Raw genomic sequence first — 20629 nt, 5'->3', positions numbered from 1 at the left:
GCCCAATTTAACACTTAACTCATCGCTTACTGATGACGTTTTTTATGACAGGGTTTTTGTGGTACTCTTCTTAGCCTCATTTAAATTTATATGCACAAACACTGTCAATGACAAAAGCGCCCATATAATTTTTTATCACTTCGATTTACCCTCTATATTAATAAATAAGCTCTCCTCAGAAGGATAATAACAATGACTCAGTCTTCAAATTTATCAGCCGTACCGCAGTTTTCGCAATTAACTATCCAAGGCGAAGACGCCGAAAAATTCTTGCAAGGGCAATTAACTTGTGATGTTACCAAGCTCGGGCTTAGCTATCAGGCAGCCGCCATCGGTAACCTAAAAGGTCGTATTGAGTTCGGTATCTGGATCAAAAAACAAGCAGAGAAACATTATGATTTGGTCATAAGTAGCGACTGTGCTGAGTCTTTGCAGGCGCATCTTAATAAGTACGGGGCGTTTTCTAAATTTAAAACCAGTGCACCAGCAGCGATCTATCCTTGCGTGCTAGCAGATGAGCCATCTTTTAGCCACAAAGATGACCATAATACTACTGACGATACGCAGGCTTGGATGGCATGCAGCCTAGCTACTGGTAATTATTGGATTGTGGCCGCGACTCAAGGTGAGTTCCAACCACAAGAGCTGCGTCTACATCAACGCGGCGGCATGGACTATGATAAAGGCTGCTACTTAGGTCAGGAAGTCATCGCTCGCATCTACTTTAAATCTGCACCCAAAGCATTTTTACACTATGTACAAGGCACCGGTGAGACACCAAACGCAGGTGACAAGATTGATAAAATCCAAGTGGTCAATGCGATGAAAAATGACGATGGCTTTACCGCTTTGGTCGTGGCACGTCCTGAACAATTGGCAGAAAGCGATTTGAGCATATTGGACTTACCAGCTGCACTACAAGTAGATGTCGCACGCCCAAAATAAAAGCACCTCGAATCAGGCAAGCGACGTAGCGAAGGTGATGGTCGTTCAATACAGCGCGACCGTCATGACTAACATGAGCATAGAGAATCCTATGACACATATTGCGGTACTCGGAGCAGGCGTGGTGGGCGTGACCACCGCATGGTATCTACGTCAGGCAGGCTATGATGTGACCGTGATTGAGCGCGAACCGGCAGCAGGTATGCAGACGTCATTTGCCAATGGCGGTCAAATATCTGTCTCACATGCCACGCCTTGGGCCAATCCTGCGACCCCGATGAAAGCGCTCAAGTGGCTGTTTAAGGAAGATGCTCCGCTACTGTATCGCTTGCGTGCGGATAAAGCGCAGCTCAAATGGGCCATGCAGTTTTTGCAAGAGTGCCGCGCCGATAGAGCCGATGCCAATCTAGTACAAATGGTGCGCTTAGGTCTATATTCAAGAGATACTTTACAACAGCTGCGTGCAGATATCGGTATTAATTACGAGCAACAGACGCGCGGTATTATGCATTTTTATACCAATCAGGCAGAGTTTGATGCGGCTATTGAACCAACTGAACGCATGCAAGCGCTTGGTTGTGAGCGCCATGTGATTGATATTAATAATGCTGTCAATTTAGAGCCAGCGCTCTACCCAGTTGCGCATAAGCTCACTGGGGCGACCTATACCAGTCGTGATGAGTCCGGCAATGCGCACCTATTTACTCAACGGTTAGCGCAGCGCTGCATCGATGCTGGCGTACAGTTTCTATATGATACCGAGATTTTAGCACTCAATACCGATACCGACTCTGCTCGTCCACATGTACATAGTATTACTATTCGTCCAAAAAACGAAAACGCGCAGACCTTCATGGCTGATAGTCATGTGGTCGCGCTTGGCAGCTATAGCGTACCTCTGCTAAAACCTTTGGGGATACACGCGCCAATATTTCCAGCAAAGGTTATTCGGCTACCTATACCGTTAATCCACGAGCACCGCACTTAGCGCCTTTTGTCAGTTTGATTGATGATGAATTTAAGCTGGTCACCTCAAGACTGGGTGACAAATTGCGAGTCGCTGGTACAGCTGAATTTAATGGCTATAACCTAGACTTAAATGCTACGCGCTGTGAAGCCATCACTCGGCGTGTGCAGCAATTATTTCCAAAAGGCATCATCGCAAACTCGGTGCAATATTGGACAGGACTGCGCCCGATGACTCCATCAAACGTGCCCCTAATTGGACGCGCACACTGTGGTCAAGTCAAACATGGTAGTCATAACGCTTCAGCTACTTTTGATAATTTATGGCTCAATACGGGACATGGTACATTAGGGTGGACACACTCTTGTGGCTCTGCAAAGGCCCTTAGTTTATTAATTCAAGGCGAAACCCCTAATGTCAATTTTGATTTCGTCGGTATGAGCGTTTAATCGGATCAGCGATATATTCAGATTGTAAAAAAAGGCGCTCACTTTACGTGAACGCCTTTTTATACTTTTACAAAGGTATGATTAACTTTATGCTAGTGCGCCTTCCGCTACAGTCTCTGTAGCAGTAGATAAACCATCTACACCCATATCCAATGCTTCTAGTTGCACAGGTACACCATTAACGGCGGCATTACCACTCAACTGATCAATCAACGTCTCATCGGTCAAATCATTAACGCTGACACCTGCATGCGCTTGCGCAATCTTTTGCTTCACCCCTTTGCGTCCGTGTCCAAAACCATGCGGGATGCTGACCACTCCTGGCATCAGCTCATCCGTCACTTCTGCTGCAATGACCACGCTACCTACTCGAGAAGTTACTCTGACATCTTGGCCGTCTGCAATGCCATGTTGCGCTGCCGTTTGCGGATGCAACATCAATGTACAGCGAGATTTACCCTTTACCAATCGATGGCTATTGTGCAACCATGAATTGTTGCTACGTACATGACGACGACCGATTAGCAAAATCTCATTACTGTTGTACTGTTGCACCATTTCTTTAACACGTGCCAAATCTGACTGATAAAAATCGACATGAAGATGAATTTGTTTGTCGGCATGTTTGATGGCCTCTGGCAACATACGATGCAGCGGACCTAAATCGATACCATGCGGATTTTCGACTAAGGCTTCAAATGTCACCTCTTTATGAGGTCCATACTTTAGGCCTTGCTCTAACAAGAACTTAGGACCAAATGCTTTTGTCGCGGCACGTTCTTTCTGCGTTGCTTCTGGCGCATCTTTGTCTAAGCGCTCTGCCAGTCCTAAATAAATCTCCCAGTCATGCTTGGTATCGTCGGTTTTATCAAACAAAGCAGGCGAATATTTGGCGACATTGTGCACGGCAAAGCCGTTAAAAGTAATGTCATAATGGTCGCGCTCTAATGGTGATACAGGCGGCAAAATAATATTGGCATGGCGACTGGTCTCAGTCACGAAATAATCAAGCGAAACCATAAATTCTAACTGAGATAATGCTTCGTCCAATTTTTCACCATTTGGCGTACTCAGAACCGGGTTGCCAGCGACCGTAACGAATCCCTTTAACTGGCCTTCCCCTTCGACTAACATTTCATCTGCCATCGCAACCACTGGATACTCACCATTAAAATCTGGCAAATTGCTGACGCGGCTATGACGTTTACCTAAATAGCCTGGGCCTGAGCTGTTCACAACATCTACGGCAGGATTTGGGAACATAAGTCCGCCCACTTCATCTAAACGACCTGTGACGATATTGATGACCATAGATAGATATTGGCTCAGCAAACCAAACTCTTGCACTGAGATGCCCATACGACCATAACAAACTGAGCTTTCCGCTTCACAAAACTCTTTGACGATACGTTTGATTTCAGCTGCGGTAATGCCCGTGATGTCTGCCACTGACTCAGGTGTGTATTGTTCAGCAAACAAAGCAAGTCGATCGATCTCTGGTGCCAAGGCTGCCACTCTAGTATCGAGCTTGGCATAACCCTGCGTATAGATTTCATTGAGCATAGCTAATAACAGCAGTACATCCGTCGCTGGACGAATAAAGTGGTGTTCGCTGGCGATGTCAGCAGTTTCGGTACGTCTTGGATCAATCACTACTACCTTGCCATCGCGCGCTTTGATATCTTTTAGCTTTTGACGCATATTGGGCGCAGTCATGATACTGCCGTTAGAAGCCAACGGATTGCCACCGATGATAAGCATGTATTGCGTGTTATTGACGTCAGGAACTGGGATACGCAGCATGTGACCAAACAGATGCATACTAATAATATGATGTGGCAGCTGGTCGATAGAAGTGGCAGAAAAACGACTGCGCGTCTTTAAACTGGTAAGCAGTTGTTTGATGGTCAACATACCACCCATGTTGTGTACGTTAGGATTGCCTAGATAAACACCTAACGCATTTTGACCATACTTTTGCTGTATGGACTGAATACCTGCGGCGACTTTATCCAACGCTTCTGGCCAACTAATAGATTTCCAACCGTCTACCGTTCTCTCTACCGGCTGACGTAAACGGTCAGGATCTTCATGCAAATCTTGCAAAGCGGTGGCTTTCGGACAAATATAGCCTTGCGAAAAGGGATCGTTTTTATCCCCTTTAATCGACAAGACTTTTTCGCCATCATGTTTTATTTCGACACCGCACATCGCCTCGCACAATGTACAAGTTCTAAAATGCGTTTGCGCTTCGCCTAACGTTGGTGCAGCCGTGGTTGTGGCCATAGTCACTCTCCCTGTTGTGTTTTTTGTTCTAGATTTCATGACAATAATTTTTGCTTATTATCACTACTGACTAGTATTGCTTCCGTGCAAAAAATTGGCAAACAGTGCGTCAAAGCTGATACTCAAGGTGGCAATCGCTTGTTGTCTTGAGTATCGCTGCTGATGACAGCCCAATATCAACTCATGTACTTGTGCCGCCGCCATATCGACGCATAGATTGACAGCGCTGCGTTCGCAAGAACGATTGGATAACTGCAATCCTTGAATAAATATCTCTGTCCATTCTTCTTGTATTTCGGTAATCAGATTGCCCAATCCATTATTTAATGAAGACTGGTTTTCTATACTGTCACTAAACCTAGGACGGTCCTCTAACAAATGCTGAAACAATGCGATATTCTCAAATGCAGAATCAAAAATCATAATCAAGCATTGTCGACATTGCTGATTAAACTGATCTTTACTCAATACATCATAATCTTTGAGCATATTGACCCATGCCAGTCGCATCGGTGATAGATAATTGTCTTTTAGTTGGGCGCTCAGCTCGTTTTGTAGCGCCTCTAGACTCTCAAAATGATTGTAAAAACTGGGCTGGGCAATACCTGCACCTTTGGCAACTTTATTCATGCTCATGCCCTGAGCACCTTCCAAACTATACAACCGCAAGGCACTTTTTAATAACGCACGCCGAGTCTTGGCTTTTGCCAGCTCACGTTTGGACTCTACTGGGACTGTCAAATCTTGCGCTAATACATTCAATGCAGAGGTATTCCTATTCAATAGATAATTATATCGACACACCAGTAATTTACCTTAGGTGCTATTGTGCCAAAAAATGTGATGATAATGGTCAATTGCCGATAGCGAATATCTTAGCTATAAGGTTATAGTCATTTAAACCATATGTCTATAGCCAAACCCATAGTAGAACTCATGCTTCACAAAACAACCATTTTTAGGCCGCTATCATGACATCACCTGTATTCTCCCCTTTAGTTCTGCCTTGTGGCGCTACATTACCCAACCGCTTAGCGAAAGCTGCCATGGAAGAAAACATGGCTGATGTCGGTCAAGTCCCTGGCCCTACACTGCTCCGTCTATATAAGAATTGGGCAGAAGGCGGGACAGGTCTGTTAATCACGGGAAACGTGATGGTGGATAGCCGCGCTATGACAGGGCCTGGTGGGGTCGTATTAGACAAACACAGTGAGATAGCGCCTTTTAGAGCGTGGGCAAATGCTGCCAAGCACAACAATACGCAGGTTTGGATGCAGCTCAATCATCCTGGCCGTCAAGTATATGCTGCCATGGGCGGCGATGTGCTGTCACCTTCTGACGTGGCAATTGACTTGGGCAAGCACTCCCATCTATTTGGCAGACCTCGTGCGATGACGCAGCAAGATATTGAACAATTGATCCAGCGGTTTGCCGATAGTGCACTAAAAGCAGAACAGGCTGGCTTCGATGGTGTACAGATTCATGCCGCCCACGGCTATCTAATTTCTCAATTTTTATCACCGCTTACCAATAAACGTAAAGATGAATACGGTGGCTCAATTGAGAATCGTATGCGACTATTGATCGAAGTAATCAAAGCCGTTCGTGCTCAAGTTGCGCCTACCTTTGCAGTCGCTGTGAAGATAAACTCAGCCGATTTCCAGCGCGGAGGATTCGATGCAGATGATGCCAAAGTGGTTATTTTAGCGATGAATGAATTGGCCGTAGATTTGGTTGAGCTATCAGGTGGCAGCTACGAAAGCCCAGCCATGCAAGGCAGCACAGCAGATGGTCGCACGTTGCAACGAGAAGCTTACTTTTTAGATTTCGCAAAGAGATTGCTCAAGTTGCTACCATGCCTATCATGACGACAGGTGGCGTTAGGCGATTGGCTGTCGCAGAAGATATACTGGCGCAAGGGATTGACGTGGTTGGTATGGGAACCGCATTAGCCATGAACCCTGCTCTACCGAATGACTGGGAAAATGATAGTACGCTTAGTGCTCACAATCCTGTGGTACGCTGGAAAGATAAAACCTTAAGTGCAGTTGCTACAATGGCGGTCATCAAGCGACAATTACAGCGCATGGGGCAAGGAAAATCACCCAAACCAAATGCGTCGCCAATTTTCTCATTGATTTCTGATCGTATACAAATAAAGAAACTCACTAAACGCTATCATCAATATTTGAATAAATATTCGATGAAATAACTTTCAATCAATTTCAAAGACAATAAAAAAGCAGCTACTCTACTTTTGAATCTCTGCTTTTTATTTGCATAATTATTTTTGAATAAATAATATATTTTCTTAATATTTATATAAAAAAACAAGTTCATAGAAAAAATTATTATCACGCACAATAGACGCAATTTACGTGGCACTACTACAGTAGCCCTGTAGATAACACTTAGCAAACGCTCATTATAATTAAGTAACACTATAAACATAGCATATACAGACAGCTGAATTGAAAAGTCCTATATTTAATCTCACAAGATATTTGGAACCCATTCTTTATCCTTGTGTAATATAATTAGAATAAAAATTAAGTAGTAGTGTCAGTAATCGAAATCGTGAAATAAGAACCAAAATAGTTATTAAGAAATAAATCAAACACAATAAGTTCAATAAAAGGAATAATATAATGAACGAACATACTCTAAAAGGCGAATGGAACCAAATGAAAGGTTCAGTTAAACAAAAATGGGCCGAGCTAACAGATGATGACCTTACCCATATCGAAGGTAGCCGTGACAAGCTAGTAGGCCGCGTACAAGAGCGCTATGGTCATGCCGAAGACGCAGAGCGTGAAGTAGATGACTGGCGTGTAGAAAACAAATATTAATATATTCATTGTATGCTTATTCGCTGCATAATTACTGTACTGAATAAACTGAAAAACCGCATAGAAATATATGCGGTTTTTATGGCGAATTTATACTGTACAGGTAAGCTGTTGGAGAAATAAATTACCATTCTCCAGACACGATAAAACCGCATAGCAATCAATTGTTATGCGGTTTTATTGTTAACTATCCATGTTACCTACCACGACTGCTTTTCATGCATCCTTGCACAAATATTCAGTACATTGTGATACTGGGCATCCTACCCTTTTTACTACACTACAGCTTCAGTATTACTTGCTGCTATCAGCAAAGGGACTGTGTCCTTACTTCAATCGCTATTGTCATCCTGACGCTAGTTATCGAATCATTATCCTTAATGCGGTTAACTCAATCCTTGAGTCACATTCCCTAATGCCGTGTGACTATAATGCCTAACTCTCACTCGTATGTTAAGTCGCGTAAACGTCATTACGTGTAAGCATATGCTTACAACAATCTATTTTACTTGCCACAATTATTACAACTTATTAACGCAAATGACACCTAGCGCAAAGTTTTGTGCTCTATTATAGATAATGTAAGGAAATATTTCGAAAAATAACCTAATAAAGATACTTGTTAATTACGATCTAATTTAATTCATCAGAATACTTTTAAAATCTTATAGTTATAGATATTTCTAACATATATCGCCTACTTAATACCATCATAGGATATTGCCTCATGAAAACAATAAAACCTTTCTCTATTAAGGCCACTGTATCTACTGGTCTTGTCGTTGCATTATTGGGTACGACAGTGGGTTGTGCGGTTGTAGGTTCAGGATATGACAATCAGCCTGTCTATCGTGGTGATAATAATAGCCAAAACAATAATTTTAATCGCGTAAGTCAGCAGCTTCGACAAGACTTGCGGCGCAAAGGCTATCAAGTTATAGATATCAGAGCTGATAGTTACCGTGGTGATCGAGCTCTTACGGCTTATGCTAAAAAGAACAACCAAGCCTACGAGCTAAAATATACTTACCCTACCCTAAGACTCATCAGCTCAAGCAAAGAAGCATGGCCAGATAACTGGGACAATAATAAGTCGCAAAAGAATAATGACCGCTATAAAGAAAACAAGCATAAAGATAATTATCAAAATGGTCAGCGCTATAAAAAAGGCGATGTCGAAGACACTATTAAAGAGAATCACGTTACCCAGCTATCAAACGCCATGCTATCAACAAAGTAAGAGCGATGGGCTACCGTGTCGAAGATATCGAGCTTGAAGAAAAAAACAGGCGCGGCGTCTTTGAGATTGAGGCCAAACGCGGTTCACAGAAGTACGAGATACTATTGAGTTATCCAAATTTAGATGTGATCAAAGTCAGAAAAGATTGATTACTTTTAGCATTTTTAGCTAATTACCTCGGTACGTTTAGCTTTTACCCATATTGAGCAACGATATATTACTAGGAAATCATTATGAAAACTCTATCATTTTCAACATTAAAAACGGTAGCGACTGGCAGCATAGTCGCAGCTTTATTGGCAGTGACCACAGGCTGTGTGACTGCGCCGAACGGCTACAATGGCTATGACGACCTTTACGAGCATACTCATAAGGACAATAAAGGCCATAAAAAACACAAAGACAAAAAGAACGACAAAGACAGCTATGTCTCCGTTGTCGAGCAACGAGCTGCTAGTAAAGTCCGTAGCATGGGATATCGCGTCAAAGACGTCAAATATAAAAATGGTGATCGTAAGATTAAGATAAAGGCTGAACGTGGACGCGATGATTATAAAATCGAGCTAGGCTATCCAAGCTACAACGTGATTAAACTTAAAAAGATTAATCGATCATTAGGGTCTGATATTCACTATTAATACTCAGTTGGAACTTTAAAAACTTTATAACCAAATAAGTCATCAAATGATTTATTTGGTTTTTTTATGAGAATTCTTACACTCAAGAATCTGGTATTTTTCTATATAAAACTAAAAATCCAAAACTTTTATCACATCATAAGCTGGCGTTTCATAGGGATGCGCCTCTTTTAACGCGGCAATGGTAGCATCGATAAAAGCTTCATCTACCACCATTTCAACTCGCCACTCATCGACAGTTTCTAAGCTATCCTGTGTACCAATGTGCGGCATACTACCTGACAATGGCATAAACTGACCGGCTCCTTGTACCTGCCAACAGCATTGCTCATAGTTTCCAATTTTCCCAGCGCCAGCAGTAAACAAAGCAGATTTCACTTGTTCTAACGCTGCATCAGGAATAAAAACGGTCAACTTATACATAGGTTTACCTCATAGAATGGTTTTGAATCTCAATCTGCTAGTTCTTAGATAAGGAAGAATGATCGGTCCATATATAACGTAGTAGCCAGTCTTTGGCGTCACCTGCATAATCAATACCAATACGTGGGCGTAGTGATACAGGTGGCTGGCAGCCATCATTTTCTATCCAAACTTCTGATGCTGGCGAAATAGGCTTGCCATATAAATCGCGATCAATTTGCAAGCGTTTGGTCAATTTACCAGGGCCTGCGAACTGCTTAGGATGTGTAAACTGCTTATCCGGACTGAGTTGTTGCTCTTCAATCAGACGGTCACTATCATCAGTCAAAAACCCAGCGCGTATCAATACCGATTCAGGCGACTCTACAGAGCCGCTAATCAAATTTAGCATATGATGCACGCCATAGGTCAGATAGACATAGAACACGCCACCTTGCTCATACATAATCTCTGTGCGTGCCGTTCGAGTGCCTGCATGTGAATGGCAAGCGGGGTCATCTTGACCAATATAGGCTTCGGTCTCAGAGATACGCATACGTAGCGTTTTTGCTGTCCATCGCTATCGGTTAGCTGCCGACATAAGACTTTACCAATCAGGTCAGCAGCGACCACACAGGTCGGATGAGTGAACCAGCCAGGATCCAAAACGGTTGATGAGGCAGTAGACATTAGCGAAACCTTATCTTATTTTTATTATCTAATCAATATGAGTAAGCATTAACAAATTAGCATGAAATTAAGATAAGGTATTGAGGATAATGTTTGTGCTATGTTTGCTTTTTATACGATCTAAACTACAAGCCCGTGCCTAAAGAGTGATACTGGTTGATAAATGGATAGGAATTGCAGTCTGTTATAAGTGGTTCCATTATAGCGGTCTGAACCGCCCCGGGATTGTCGGAGACTCAACATTCTGAGAGAATACGACAATGAAAAAACAAACCTACACTCCTGAGATTAAAGAACGCGCCGTTCGCATGCTGATAGAAGCGTTGGGCGACTATCCCTCCACATGGTCAGCGATTCAAGCCATTGCCCCTAAGATTGGCTGTACGCCTGAAACCCTGCGGTCGTGGCATAAAAGCACATAGATCAAACTATTCCTGCATCGGTGCAAGCGCAAAGTGATAAAGAGCGCATCAAGGAGCTTGAACGCGAATGCAGAGAGCTCAAGCAAGCCAATGAGATCATACGTAAGGCTGCCGCTTTTTCGCCCAGGCGGAGCTCGACCGCTGACTAAAATCATGATTCAATTCATCGACGATCATAAGAATAATTATGGGGTCGAGCTGATCTGTAGAGTATTACCGATTGCCCCATCAACCTATCACCGTGCTAAAGACTTGGAGAGCTACCCTGAAAAACGCTCATTGCGCAGTCAACATGACGACTTTTACATCAGCGAGATTAAACGTATCTGGCAGGACAGCAAATGCCGTTACGGTGCGCGTAAAGTATGGCAGCAGATGAAAGCTGACGGGTTAAAGGTTGCTCGTTGTACCATAGAGCGTTTAATGAGACAGCATGGCCTACAAGGTGTCTGGCGCGGTAAGGGTAAAATAACAACTCACAGCCGTGATGATCAAAAGCGTGCTGATGACTTGGTTAATCGTAACTTTAGCGCTCATCGCCCTAACCAGCTCTGGGTGGCAGACTTTACTTATATCAAGACGATAAGCGGCTGGGTGTATACCGCTTTTATTATTGATGTGTTTGCTCGCGCTATTGTGGGCTGGAAAGTATCTAATCGTATGAACACAGATATGGTGATGGCGGCGTTAAATCAAGCAATAGCAGATAGAAACTATCCCAAAGATGTGATTCATCACAGTGATCGAGGGTTCAGTATTTATCCATTCGCTATACTGATAAAATGGCTGACTGCGGTGTGATTGCCTCTGTTGGCACTACAGGTGATTCATACGACAATGCACTGGCTGAGACGGTCAACGGGCTTTATAAGTCTGAGGTCATTCATTATTTGAAAGAGAGCTGGTCTGGTGTGAACGATGTTGAACTAGCAACCCTTGAATGGGTCGATTGGTTTAACAAAACACGACTGCATAGCACGATTGGTTATGTGTCACCTTTTGAATTTGAAAAGCGGTATTATGATAATTTAACCCTGTCAGGCATCGCTGCCTGACTCAAGTAAATCACTCTCCGATAAAGTCGGGGCGGTTCAGTCTGTTAATAGGTTTGAAGGGTTAGGTAAATGGTTCTCTTGGGGTATGCTAATAAATGATAGATACTATCTGAGTGGAAATGTTCTTTAATTTTGATTTTATGTCATGAGTATCCTATGATGTAAGGCTATAAAATTTATCAAAATTAGTTGTGTCTTTCCTCTCTCTTAGTGTTTTCTACAAGCATAAACACTCTTTACTTTGATTATAGGTATGATTCAGAGCTTCCAAATTAGAAATATTGGTACATACGATGCAATAGGAATAAGCTGTAATAACTTAGAAAAGGTTAATTTTATTTATGGAGCTAATGGTAGTGGAAAAACTACAATCTCTAAGCTGTTAGATAAACCACAATCTAACTGTACGATTAACTGGTTAGACAACCGTACAGTTGAAACTTTTGTATACAACAAAGATTTTAAAGACAGAAATATTCTTAATAGTAGTTTTGAAGGTATTTTTACAATTGGTGAAGAAGATGTAGATAACGAAAAAAAATCAGAGAAGAAAAACTTAAACTAAATGATGCAATGGAGAACCTTAGACGATTTACATCTACATTGGAGACTAAACAAGGTTTATTAAGTACGTTAGAAGAAGAAAAAACAGAAGCTATTTGGAACAATAGTGTACTACGTCACCATAACCTCCTTAGAAGTTCCTTGTCTTTCCTAAACAACAAAGCTGCTTTTTTCAAAAAGAACCTACAGGGGTTAAGCGATAATACGCCAGTCTTAACATTGGAGGAATTGGAAACCACTGCAACATCTATTTTTCATGACAGTACATCTACAATATCCAATATAGAGAATATATCGCCAGAAGCTTTATCCAGAATAGAAGATAATACTATCTGGAAAGAAGTGATAATAGGCAAAAATGACATTGGCATATCAAATCTAATAGAGCACTTGAGAATTAGTGATTGGGTAAGCACAGGTGTAGAACATATTCAAGAAAATAGTAGCACATGTCCGTTTTGTCAAAAGAGACAATCGATGATGAATTTAGAGAAAGCATAGAAAATTATTTTGATGCGACTTATAAGGAAAAAAAGGCTCTAGTAGATAGGTTACTTGCTAATTACGTTAGCGAAGTTAACACTATAAAATCGTCATTAAATCGTATAATTAGTATACATGAGCAGTCTAACCCTTATAGTTTTGACATAGATCTATTCAAGCAGACTTCTGATCAACTCAAAATAAAACTAGAATTAAATCTTAATATTATGCGTGATAAATCACAGGAGTTGAGTCGTGATTTAGATATTTACACTACCTCAGAAGAGTTCGAACGATTACAGGAAATTATTGCTAGTTCAAACGGTGCAATTCAAGCTCACAACAATTTAGTTGCACGTTTAAGTGACTCAAAAGCTCGTTTGAAACAGCAAGTGTGGCACTATACGGTCAACTCTAATAAAACCATACTTGACGAATATAACTCCAAAAAAAGGAATTTAGTTAAAGCTATAACGGGTATTACACAGCAAATTGAAACTGCAAATTTAATAATGAAAGGTATAGAGCAAGAGATAGACGATCTTTCGCAGATACCAACTAATACTATAACGACGGTTCAGGATATAAATGCTTCATTATTATCTTTTGGTTTTACTGGATTTAGCATACAACCTTTTGAGCAAAACAGGTATCAGCTGCATAGGGGTGACGGCACTCTTGCCAAAGATACTCTAAGTGAAGGTGAAGTAACATTCATAACTTTTCTTTATTTTTATCATCTATGCAAAGGAGGACGAACTGAAAGTTCAATAAATACCGATCGAGTTATCGTAATTGATGATCCAATATCAAGCTTAGATAGTAATATCCTTTTTGTTGTTAGTAGCTTGGTTAAAGACATAATAAAAAACGTAAAAAATGATGATAATCATCAGTTTAAACAATTAATAATATTAACTCATAACATTTACTTCCATAAAGAAATATCCTTTGTGAACGGCCAAGCACAGTCGGAGAATACAGTTAATTTCTGGAAATTAAGAAAATCAGAAAATAAGACAAGCATTATTAATTATCAAAATAAGAATCCGATATACAGCTCTTATGAGATGTTATGGCGAGAGTTACAAGAAAACATGGGTTCCCCAATAGCTATTCAAAACTCTATGCGACGAATAATTGAGAATTATTTTAAAATTCTTGGAAGTATGGGAGATGATGATATTCTAAGTAAGTTTACTTGTTCGAATGAGCAATTAATTTGTAAATCTCTTATATGTTGGGTCAATGACGGATCTCACTGTATTCCAGATGATCTATTTATTGATGGACAATTTGCATCTATAGACGAATATAATAGAATTTTTGAGGCTGTGTTCGAAAAGACAGGTCATATCTCACACTATAATATGATGATGAGAAATACGAACAATAATATAAGTCAAATAGCTGTCTAAGAAATCTCACAGCACTTATTGTAAATAAAAATAACGATACAAAGGCTCACTGCATGTACATTATCAAGTACCTCGCGACTACCTAAATATACTGAGATCATCAACCCACAGCCAAAGATTCAAGTCCTCACTAGGGAACCAACATTAATATAATGACATAAAAAAACTGAGCACATGGCTCAGTTTTTATTGTATGCTAAGTATCAGATACTTATTTTAATGGCACACCAATACGGTCAGCCACTTCTTCATAAGCTTCGATCACATCGCCTAATGATTGACGGAAACGGTCTTTATCAAGTTTCTTCTTAGTGTTCTTGTCCCAGATACGGCAGCCATCTGGTGAGAACTCATCACCTAATACGATACGGTCATGGAATACGCCAAACTCTAGTTTAAAATCAACTAGAATCAAATCACCCGCATCAAACAATGCCTTTAATACATCGTTGACTTGATAGGTTAGCTCTTCCATCTTAGCCAATTGCTCTTTGGTCGCCCAACCAAGAGACACAGAAAGTGATTCGTTAACCATCGGATCACCTAGCGCATCGTCTTTATAAAAAAGCTCATAAGTTGGCGGCGTCAATGCCTGACCTTCTTCTAAGCCTAAACGACGCACCAAACTACCAGCTGCAAAGTTACGCACCACGCACTCTACAGGAATCATGTCCAAGCGTTTAACCAACACTTCGTCGTCAGACAATTGCTTTTCGAAATGCGTTTCGATACCAGCATCAGACAATTTTTGCATGATAAAAGCATTAAAGCGGTTATTCACCACGCCTTTACGTGCCAATTGTTCGATACGCTTACCATCAAGCGCTGAGGTATCATCACGGAAGTGTAAAATAAGAAGATCATTGTCTTCTGTTTCATAGACAGATTTGGCTTTGCCTTTATACAGCAGTTGTTGCTTTTGCATTATAGGGTTCCTGTTCGTTCAAGCTTATGTGGTAAAAACGCGCAGCGACCGCTGACTCTTATTACAATATCGATATTATTTTAATCAATAATCATAAAAATCGGCGGTACAAGTGAAGAAATAAATTAGTTTGAAGGGCTACTAACAGCACGCTGAGGCTTTGGCAGCTGATACTGATTACCTGACTCATTCTGTAGTTTGAGCGTGTTCGCACCCACATTCGGTGTTGGGTACAAAGGTACAAAAGGTGCCGTTTCTTGGGCGGCAGGTAGCTCTATCGGTGCAAGCTTTTTGCTTTGTTGATAATCTAAGCTGCCGTTATCACGTTTACCAAGCAGGTTTTTGGTCGCTTGACAGCCGCTTAATACCAAAGTGCTACCCAAAACCAAGGTCAGCATTGCTGGAAGTAGTTTTGTCGTCTTTGATGATACTGTCTTTGATGATACTGTCATCATGTTGTCTCTCTGAGTTAGCAGTTATTGCTCATGTATGCGATTGACTTATCGTGATAAGTTGACTTACTGCTAGATCGAATGGCACTCATCTAATGTGCAGCAAGTCTTAAATCACCGAATATTAATTGGCTAAATATCAATTTATCGTATGTTTGCTCGAACCAATGCTTCATCAATAGTCGCATGATGCTGCTCGGCGAGCCAAACCAATGGCAGACGGATACCTTTATCGATAATGCCCATTTTATGCAAGGCGTACTTCGCTGGGATAGGGCTTGATTCGATGAATAGGTCACGGTGCAAATGTTTGACCACGTCATGGATTTTACCAGCCGCTTCAAAATCACCACGTAAACCCGCAGAAAAAGTCTCACTCATGGCTTTTGGTGCTACGTTAGCAGTGACTGAGATATTACCTTTGCCACCTACTTTCATTAGATCAAGCGCAGTGCCATCATCACCAGATAACACAACCATTCTGTCACCAACGGCTTTTATCAATTGCTCACCGCGACCGACAGATCCTGTCGCATCTTTGATAGCAACGATATTATCGATATCGCACAAACGCTCAACCGTTTCTTGAGCGATATCAACCACTGTACGTCCAGGCACGTTATACAGCATTTGCGGTATATTTACGGCTTTGGCAATGGCTTGATAATGCTGGAATAAGCCTTCTTGTGGTGGCTTATTGTAGTAAGGAGCGACTAGCAACGCGCAGTCCGCACCTGCATCGGCAGCATCCTGAGTCAACTTGATGGCTTCCATCGTGTTGTTGGCACCAGTACCCGCGATGACCGGTACACGACCTTTGACATGCTGAACGAAATAGCGAATAACATCGCTATGCTCTTGCATAGATAAGGTCGCTGATTCGCCAGTAGTACCAACAGCCACAAGGCAGTGTGTGCCCTGCTCGATCTGCCAATCTATGAGATCTGCGAGACGTTTATAATCGACCTTACCGTCAGGGTGCATGGGCGTTACCAAAGCTACCATTGAGCCTTGTAGTCGGGTTTTGATCTCGTCGTATGCTGTGCTCATAACCGTGCCTTACTGTATTATCCTAGCTTTTATTAAAGCTGTCACATGATAGGTCGTTTGCAAGTGGCCATTGCTTTGTATGCGTTGATAAACGCTAATGGCGTAACTTACTTGATGTTAATGCTGCTTCTCTACTTACTATAATAGCGTTTGTGTCATAGATGATCATATCTACGATATCAGTATCGTGATGGCAATCTACCAAGAGTAATAGGCGTACTTACTAACCGACAGAAATATAATAATAAGAGTGCTCGTTAGTGTAGCATATTTTGATTTGACCGCTATCAATCAATTGGCAGTCAGCCTATAAATTTAGTACCAAAAAACGTGTATTATTTTTTACTTGAACTTATAAAGCTTGGCCTACAACCTTGCAAATAAATAATCACATTACTACAGAAGCAGTTTAGCGCAATCAATGTACGCTGATAAGTCTCTTATGTAATATTAACGAATCGTCAACACATCGATAGTAGGTCGATAGAATCGAAAAGGCAACCCTCTCGTACCGATGCCGCTACTAACAAATATCTGTGCACTTGCATGTTGATATAAGCCGCGCTGCTTACCCATACGACTGTTATATAGCAATGCTGATTGCTCACTACTGCGTCGAATATCGTTCTGTTTTTGAGCAAGCAGGATATTTTTTGAATAGCCTTTGCAGCACCTGTTATTAATAAAGGACGTGGCTGTAAAGACTTTGGCAGATCACTGATACTATCAAATCGTGATGCCAAGATAATCACTGGACTGGTGGCATTGGCAATCTCTGTTCCAAGCATTGCTTTATCAGTCGCCTCTGACGTTTCAATATCTGTAGATTGCTTGGGCACATCTTGCCAGCCGCAAAGCACCGCTATTGATGGATTTATATTCGGGTTTTCTTGCTCAGCACTATCTTGATTATTAGTTTGATGAGTAGACTGATTGACGACTGACGGCTTATTTATTGCTCTTGCACACTTGAGTGGCAGCGACGTACATTGCTGACCAATATAGTTAATATCGAGGACATCAAAAGTACTGGCCAATGTATCTTCTAATAGTGGCTGACCTTGCTTGGTCGTATTCATAGATTGATAACGCAAGTCCGAGGTGCTCATGACCGTATAAACAGGTTTATTCACCCCTTTAAATAGCATTAACTGACCCACCAAGTCTGCACTAGGATAGTATAGCCAGTCGCCCGTAATCAGTACGGCGTCTGCTGACAAGGCATTAATAGTAGAGACTAGCTTGCGAATATGACGCGGCTTACCACCGTATATTCCTATACGTAAATCTGCTAATACGGCGACTTTGAGCGGTGTAGACAAGTCTAAGTTAATAGAATGATGCTCTAATCGTAAGCGGTTGGGTTGCACAATGACAGTAAAAAATATAAGCCCATCATCAATATTGCCATCAGTACGGCAGGTAATGATAGCTGAGCTAACATCGGCATCAGGTCCTGTGACCAAACCATGATAAGCAATATCACCCAAACAGGCATCGTATAGGCGGCATAATATAATGCAAGCTTCACCCAAATACGTATAAAGCGCTTGGTAGGATTGGCATTAAACGTTTGTAGCCCTGACCACAGTGCAATGTACGCTAGCAATGCTGCTGACGTCGTTGTAATAAGCGTATGTAGAGCGGGGTCAGTCATAATTACCTAGCGGTTGCATAATGGTACGAGCCTACTAAGCGACTCGGCCCACCTTAGAGCCCATTGATTGATCAATAACTCACTTAACGAATGGATTGCTGTTGAGGTCTTACTCTTAGCTGTTTGATAAAAAACCAAACATTATAGAGGTCGACCTCCATGATAGACAAGCACAATTATTGACGTGCGCGCTGCCTTTATACTCTGCACCGTAATCTGAGTTACGTTATTAGTCACATTAACAGCCACGCTTTAACCAGGACACCTACTCAATACGTAGACCAATAATAGCAGGAATGCCTTGGCGTATAACTTCTATAGTGACCACGCCTTTTTAGGAAGAGATGAGATAGCACCTGAAAAGTCTGCTACTGTTTCAATCGGCTTTTGATGAAAGTTAGTGATGACATCGCCTGCCAGAATACCTGAGCGCGCGGCCAATCCAGTAGGATCCACAGTGGTAACCAATATGCCCGTTTTATTATCGACAGCGATTTCTGCTTGTTCATCTGCCGTCAAATCGCGTAAACGCAAGCCCAACTGCACATCATCATTTTGCTCATCACCGCTCTGTGCTCTTACATCATTGGGCGCATAAGCGAGCTTACCGTTAATCACCATCTGCTTACCGTTACGCTGAATCCGTGCACGGAAGGGGTCGCTTGGACGCGCTCGATTGAGCAAGTTCAGCAAATCTGATGCCTCCATGATTTGTACGTCATTGTATTGCAAAATGATGTCACCAGGTTTTAGGCCTGATTTTTGTGCTGGTGAATCTGGTGATACACGAGTCAGTAAGGCACCTTGAGGGCGCTCTAAATTGTAAGCCTCGGCCAGATTGCGATCGATATCTTGTGGATAGATTCCTAGATATGCACGCGCTACTTCACCATCATTTTTTAGCTGCTCATAAATATCCATGGCAGCGTCAATAGGGATAGAGAATGACAGTCCCATATAACCGCCAGTACCACTAAAAATGCGCGAGTTAATACCAATCACTTCGCCGCGTTGATTAAATAGTGGTCCGCCAGAGTTACCAGGGTTTAGTGCTACATCTGTTTGGATAAATGGTACGCTCGTCTCACGTGAGAAGCTACGCGATTTGGCACTGACAATACCGGCAGAGGCTGAGTAGTCAAAACCAAATGGCGAACCGATTGCTAACACTGGCTCCCCTACTTTTAGACCACTTGAGTCGCCGATAGGCAGGGCTGGAAATTGACTGCCCTCAACTTTTAGCACAGCCACATCTGAGCGCTCGTCACTACCAACCAAAGTTGCATCAAGCTCGGTTCTATCATTGAGCGTCACAGTGATTTTGTCCGCACCTGCGATGACATGATGGTTGGTCAGCATATATCCATTGGAGGTAATAAAAAGGCCGTACCATAAGCATGTTCAATCGCTGGCGTCGCGACTCGATCAGGAATACGTAGACGATCACCAAAGAACTGACGCAACACTTCAGCAGTCTGAGCCTTAGCGAGCTCGGCCTCACTAATCGTTTTGGTAACATTGACACGTGCCACTGCTGGCGTGACTTGTTGCACCAAACCAGAAAAATCAGCCGTCGTGACTGCAGCCTGCGCACTGTTTATCGTCGTGACATTGATACTAGCAAACATAGCGGTACTAATAGCGAATGCTAGAGCACTACGTTGTAACCAGCGCTGCATATCGGCAGTGGTCTGTCCTTTGAACATATTGATAGGCATTTTGTGTCCTCCATATGAGTAATCGCTGCTATTAACAGCCACGTTATGATTGTCAGCGATAGCGACTACACCAAGCGGCATGTCCCTATTCGTTACTATTTGGTGAAATTATATTCTTTTATCTATTTATCTTGTCTATTTATGCTACGCAGCACTTTTATTCGAACTTATTGTCATAGCTATTTAGCAATTACTTTACGCTTATTTTTATCACTACTCACTACTTGAATATTTATAGAGTGCCTGTCTTTAGAAGATGGTTAATAGTGTAGAACATGATTAATAGCGTCTTATAAAAATAAATACTCTCAGCTATCAGTATATGACATTTTATGACGCCAACACTATTATCCTATGCGTGACGTGCATGCCCCACGCAGCTACTGTATGATAAATAAAAACTTAAAGTATGATACTAA

13 protein-coding genes, 6 pseudogenes and 1 other annotated feature are annotated in these 20629 nt (G+C 41.9%); of the genes and pseudogenes, 10 read left to right on the top strand and 9 right to left on the bottom strand.

Annotated features, from left to right (window positions below):
- Positions 1 to 192 precede the first annotated feature (192 nt).
- Together ACOBWA_RS00965 and ACOBWA_RS00960 are read left to right on the top strand one after the other, a co-directional pair.
- Positions 193 to 945, top strand: coding sequence for a YgfZ/GcvT domain-containing protein (locus ACOBWA_RS00965; RefSeq protein ID WP_420229950.1), 753 nt, complete (start codon positions 193 to 195; stop codon positions 943 to 945).
- A pseudogene (locus ACOBWA_RS00960) lies at positions 926 to 2361 on the top strand (D-amino acid dehydrogenase). The gene ACOBWA_RS00965 and the pseudogene ACOBWA_RS00960 overlap by 20 nt, the downstream one beginning before the upstream one ends.
- An 87-nt stretch (positions 2362 to 2448) precedes the next feature.
- Here ACOBWA_RS00960 and ACOBWA_RS00955 read toward each other — a convergent pair.
- Both ACOBWA_RS00955 and ACOBWA_RS00950 read right to left on the bottom strand, forming a co-directional pair.
- The gene (locus tag ACOBWA_RS00955) at positions 2449 to 4647 is read right to left on the bottom strand and encodes a molybdopterin oxidoreductase family protein (protein ID WP_420229949.1); all 2199 of its coding nucleotides are present in this window, start codon (positions 4645 to 4647) and stop codon (positions 2449 to 2451) included.
- Between the two features lie 63 nt (positions 4648 to 4710).
- Positions 4711 to 5409: a TetR/AcrR family transcriptional regulator gene (locus tag ACOBWA_RS00950; protein ID WP_166739224.1), complete on the bottom strand. Its 699-nt coding sequence runs from the start codon at positions 5407 to 5409 to the stop codon at positions 4711 to 4713.
- Between the two features lie 209 nt (positions 5410 to 5618).
- On the opposite strand from ACOBWA_RS00950, the pseudogene ACOBWA_RS00945 reads away from it, so the two are divergent.
- The 5 genes and pseudogenes from ACOBWA_RS00945 to ACOBWA_RS00925 all read left to right on the top strand — a co-directional run bounded on the left by ACOBWA_RS00945 (position 5619) and on the right by ACOBWA_RS00925 (position 9374).
- Positions 5619 to 6859, top strand: a pseudogene (locus ACOBWA_RS00945) (NADH:flavin oxidoreductase/NADH oxidase family protein).
- Between the two features lie 436 nt (positions 6860 to 7295).
- The gene (locus ACOBWA_RS00940) at positions 7296 to 7496 is read left to right on the top strand and encodes a CsbD family protein (RefSeq protein WP_420229948.1); all 201 of its coding nucleotides are present in this window, start codon (positions 7296 to 7298) and stop codon (positions 7494 to 7496) included.
- Between the two features lie 727 nt (positions 7497 to 8223).
- The gene (locus ACOBWA_RS00935) at positions 8224 to 8736 is read left to right on the top strand and encodes a hypothetical protein (RefSeq protein ID WP_420229947.1); all 513 of its coding nucleotides are present in this window, start codon (positions 8224 to 8226) and stop codon (positions 8734 to 8736) included.
- 5 nt (positions 8737 to 8741) lie between these two features.
- The gene (locus tag ACOBWA_RS00930; RefSeq protein ID WP_420229946.1) at positions 8742 to 8885 is read left to right on the top strand and encodes a hypothetical protein; all 144 of its coding nucleotides are present in this window, start codon (positions 8742 to 8744) and stop codon (positions 8883 to 8885) included.
- Positions 8886 to 8969: 84 nt separating this feature from the next.
- Positions 8970 to 9374 carry a hypothetical protein gene (locus ACOBWA_RS00925; protein ID WP_420229945.1) on the top strand — a complete coding sequence of 135 codons (405 nt, stop codon included), beginning with the start codon at positions 8970 to 8972 and terminating at the stop codon, positions 9372 to 9374.
- Between the two features lie 111 nt (positions 9375 to 9485).
- On the opposite strand, the gene ACOBWA_RS00920 is transcribed toward ACOBWA_RS00925, so the two are convergent.
- Entirely contained in the window at positions 9486 to 9797 is a 312-nt protein-coding gene (locus tag ACOBWA_RS00920) for an NGG1p interacting factor NIF3 (RefSeq protein WP_420229944.1), read from the bottom strand.
- A 37-nt stretch (positions 9798 to 9834) separates the two neighbouring features.
- Positions 9835 to 10466 (bottom strand): annotated as a pseudogene (locus tag ACOBWA_RS00915) (DNA-3-methyladenine glycosylase).
- A gap of 260 nt (positions 10467 to 10726) precedes the next feature.
- Between ACOBWA_RS00915 and ACOBWA_RS00910 the strand changes: the two are divergent.
- The 3 genes and pseudogenes from ACOBWA_RS00910 (at position 10727) to ACOBWA_RS00900 (ending at position 14408) form a co-directional block, all read left to right on the top strand.
- A pseudogene (locus ACOBWA_RS00910) lies at positions 10727 to 11943 on the top strand (IS3 family transposase).
- Positions 11001 to 11116: a sequence feature (AL1L pseudoknot), on the top strand. It overlaps the preceding pseudogene by 116 nt.
- A gap of 253 nt (positions 11944 to 12196) precedes the next feature.
- A pseudogene (locus ACOBWA_RS00905) lies at positions 12197 to 13008 on the top strand (AAA family ATPase).
- Positions 12966 to 14408, top strand: a complete 1443-nt coding sequence (locus ACOBWA_RS00900; RefSeq protein ID WP_420229943.1) for an AAA family ATPase — start codon at positions 12966 to 12968, stop codon at positions 14406 to 14408. Before ACOBWA_RS00905 ends, ACOBWA_RS00900 begins: the two are co-directional and overlap by 43 nt.
- A gap of 211 nt (positions 14409 to 14619) precedes the next feature.
- Here the strand turns inward: ACOBWA_RS00900 and purC are convergent, their stop codons facing one another.
- The 5 genes and pseudogenes from purC to ACOBWA_RS00875 form a co-directional block, all read right to left on the bottom strand.
- A complete protein-coding gene (purC, locus tag ACOBWA_RS00895; protein ID WP_057757995.1) occupies positions 14620 to 15333 on the bottom strand; it encodes a phosphoribosylaminoimidazolesuccinocarboxamide synthase in 714 nt (237 codons plus the stop codon).
- 125 nt (positions 15334 to 15458) lie between these two features.
- Complete coding sequence (locus ACOBWA_RS00890) at positions 15459 to 15788, bottom strand: hypothetical protein (RefSeq protein WP_227526661.1); 330 nt, start codon at positions 15786 to 15788, stop codon at positions 15459 to 15461.
- Positions 15789 to 15929: 141 nt separating this feature from the next.
- Positions 15930 to 16835: a 4-hydroxy-tetrahydrodipicolinate synthase gene (dapA, locus tag ACOBWA_RS00885; protein ID WP_101204579.1), complete on the bottom strand. Its 906-nt coding sequence runs from the start codon at positions 16833 to 16835 to the stop codon at positions 15930 to 15932.
- 461 nt (positions 16836 to 17296) lie between these two features.
- Positions 17297 to 18325: a hypothetical protein gene (locus ACOBWA_RS00880; RefSeq protein WP_420229942.1), complete on the bottom strand. Its 1029-nt coding sequence runs from the start codon at positions 18323 to 18325 to the stop codon at positions 17297 to 17299.
- A gap of 432 nt (positions 18326 to 18757) precedes the next feature.
- Positions 18758 to 20171 (bottom strand): annotated as a pseudogene (locus ACOBWA_RS00875) (Do family serine endopeptidase).
- Positions 20172 to 20629 lie beyond the last annotated feature (458 nt).

The sequence above is a fragment of the Psychrobacter sp. ER1 genome (genome assembly GCF_048631835.1).
GTDB lineage: Bacteria > Pseudomonadota > Gammaproteobacteria > Pseudomonadales > Moraxellaceae > Psychrobacter.
Note: the sequence above shows the minus strand (reverse complement) of the source record. Positions and strands in the feature narration are given on the sequence as shown.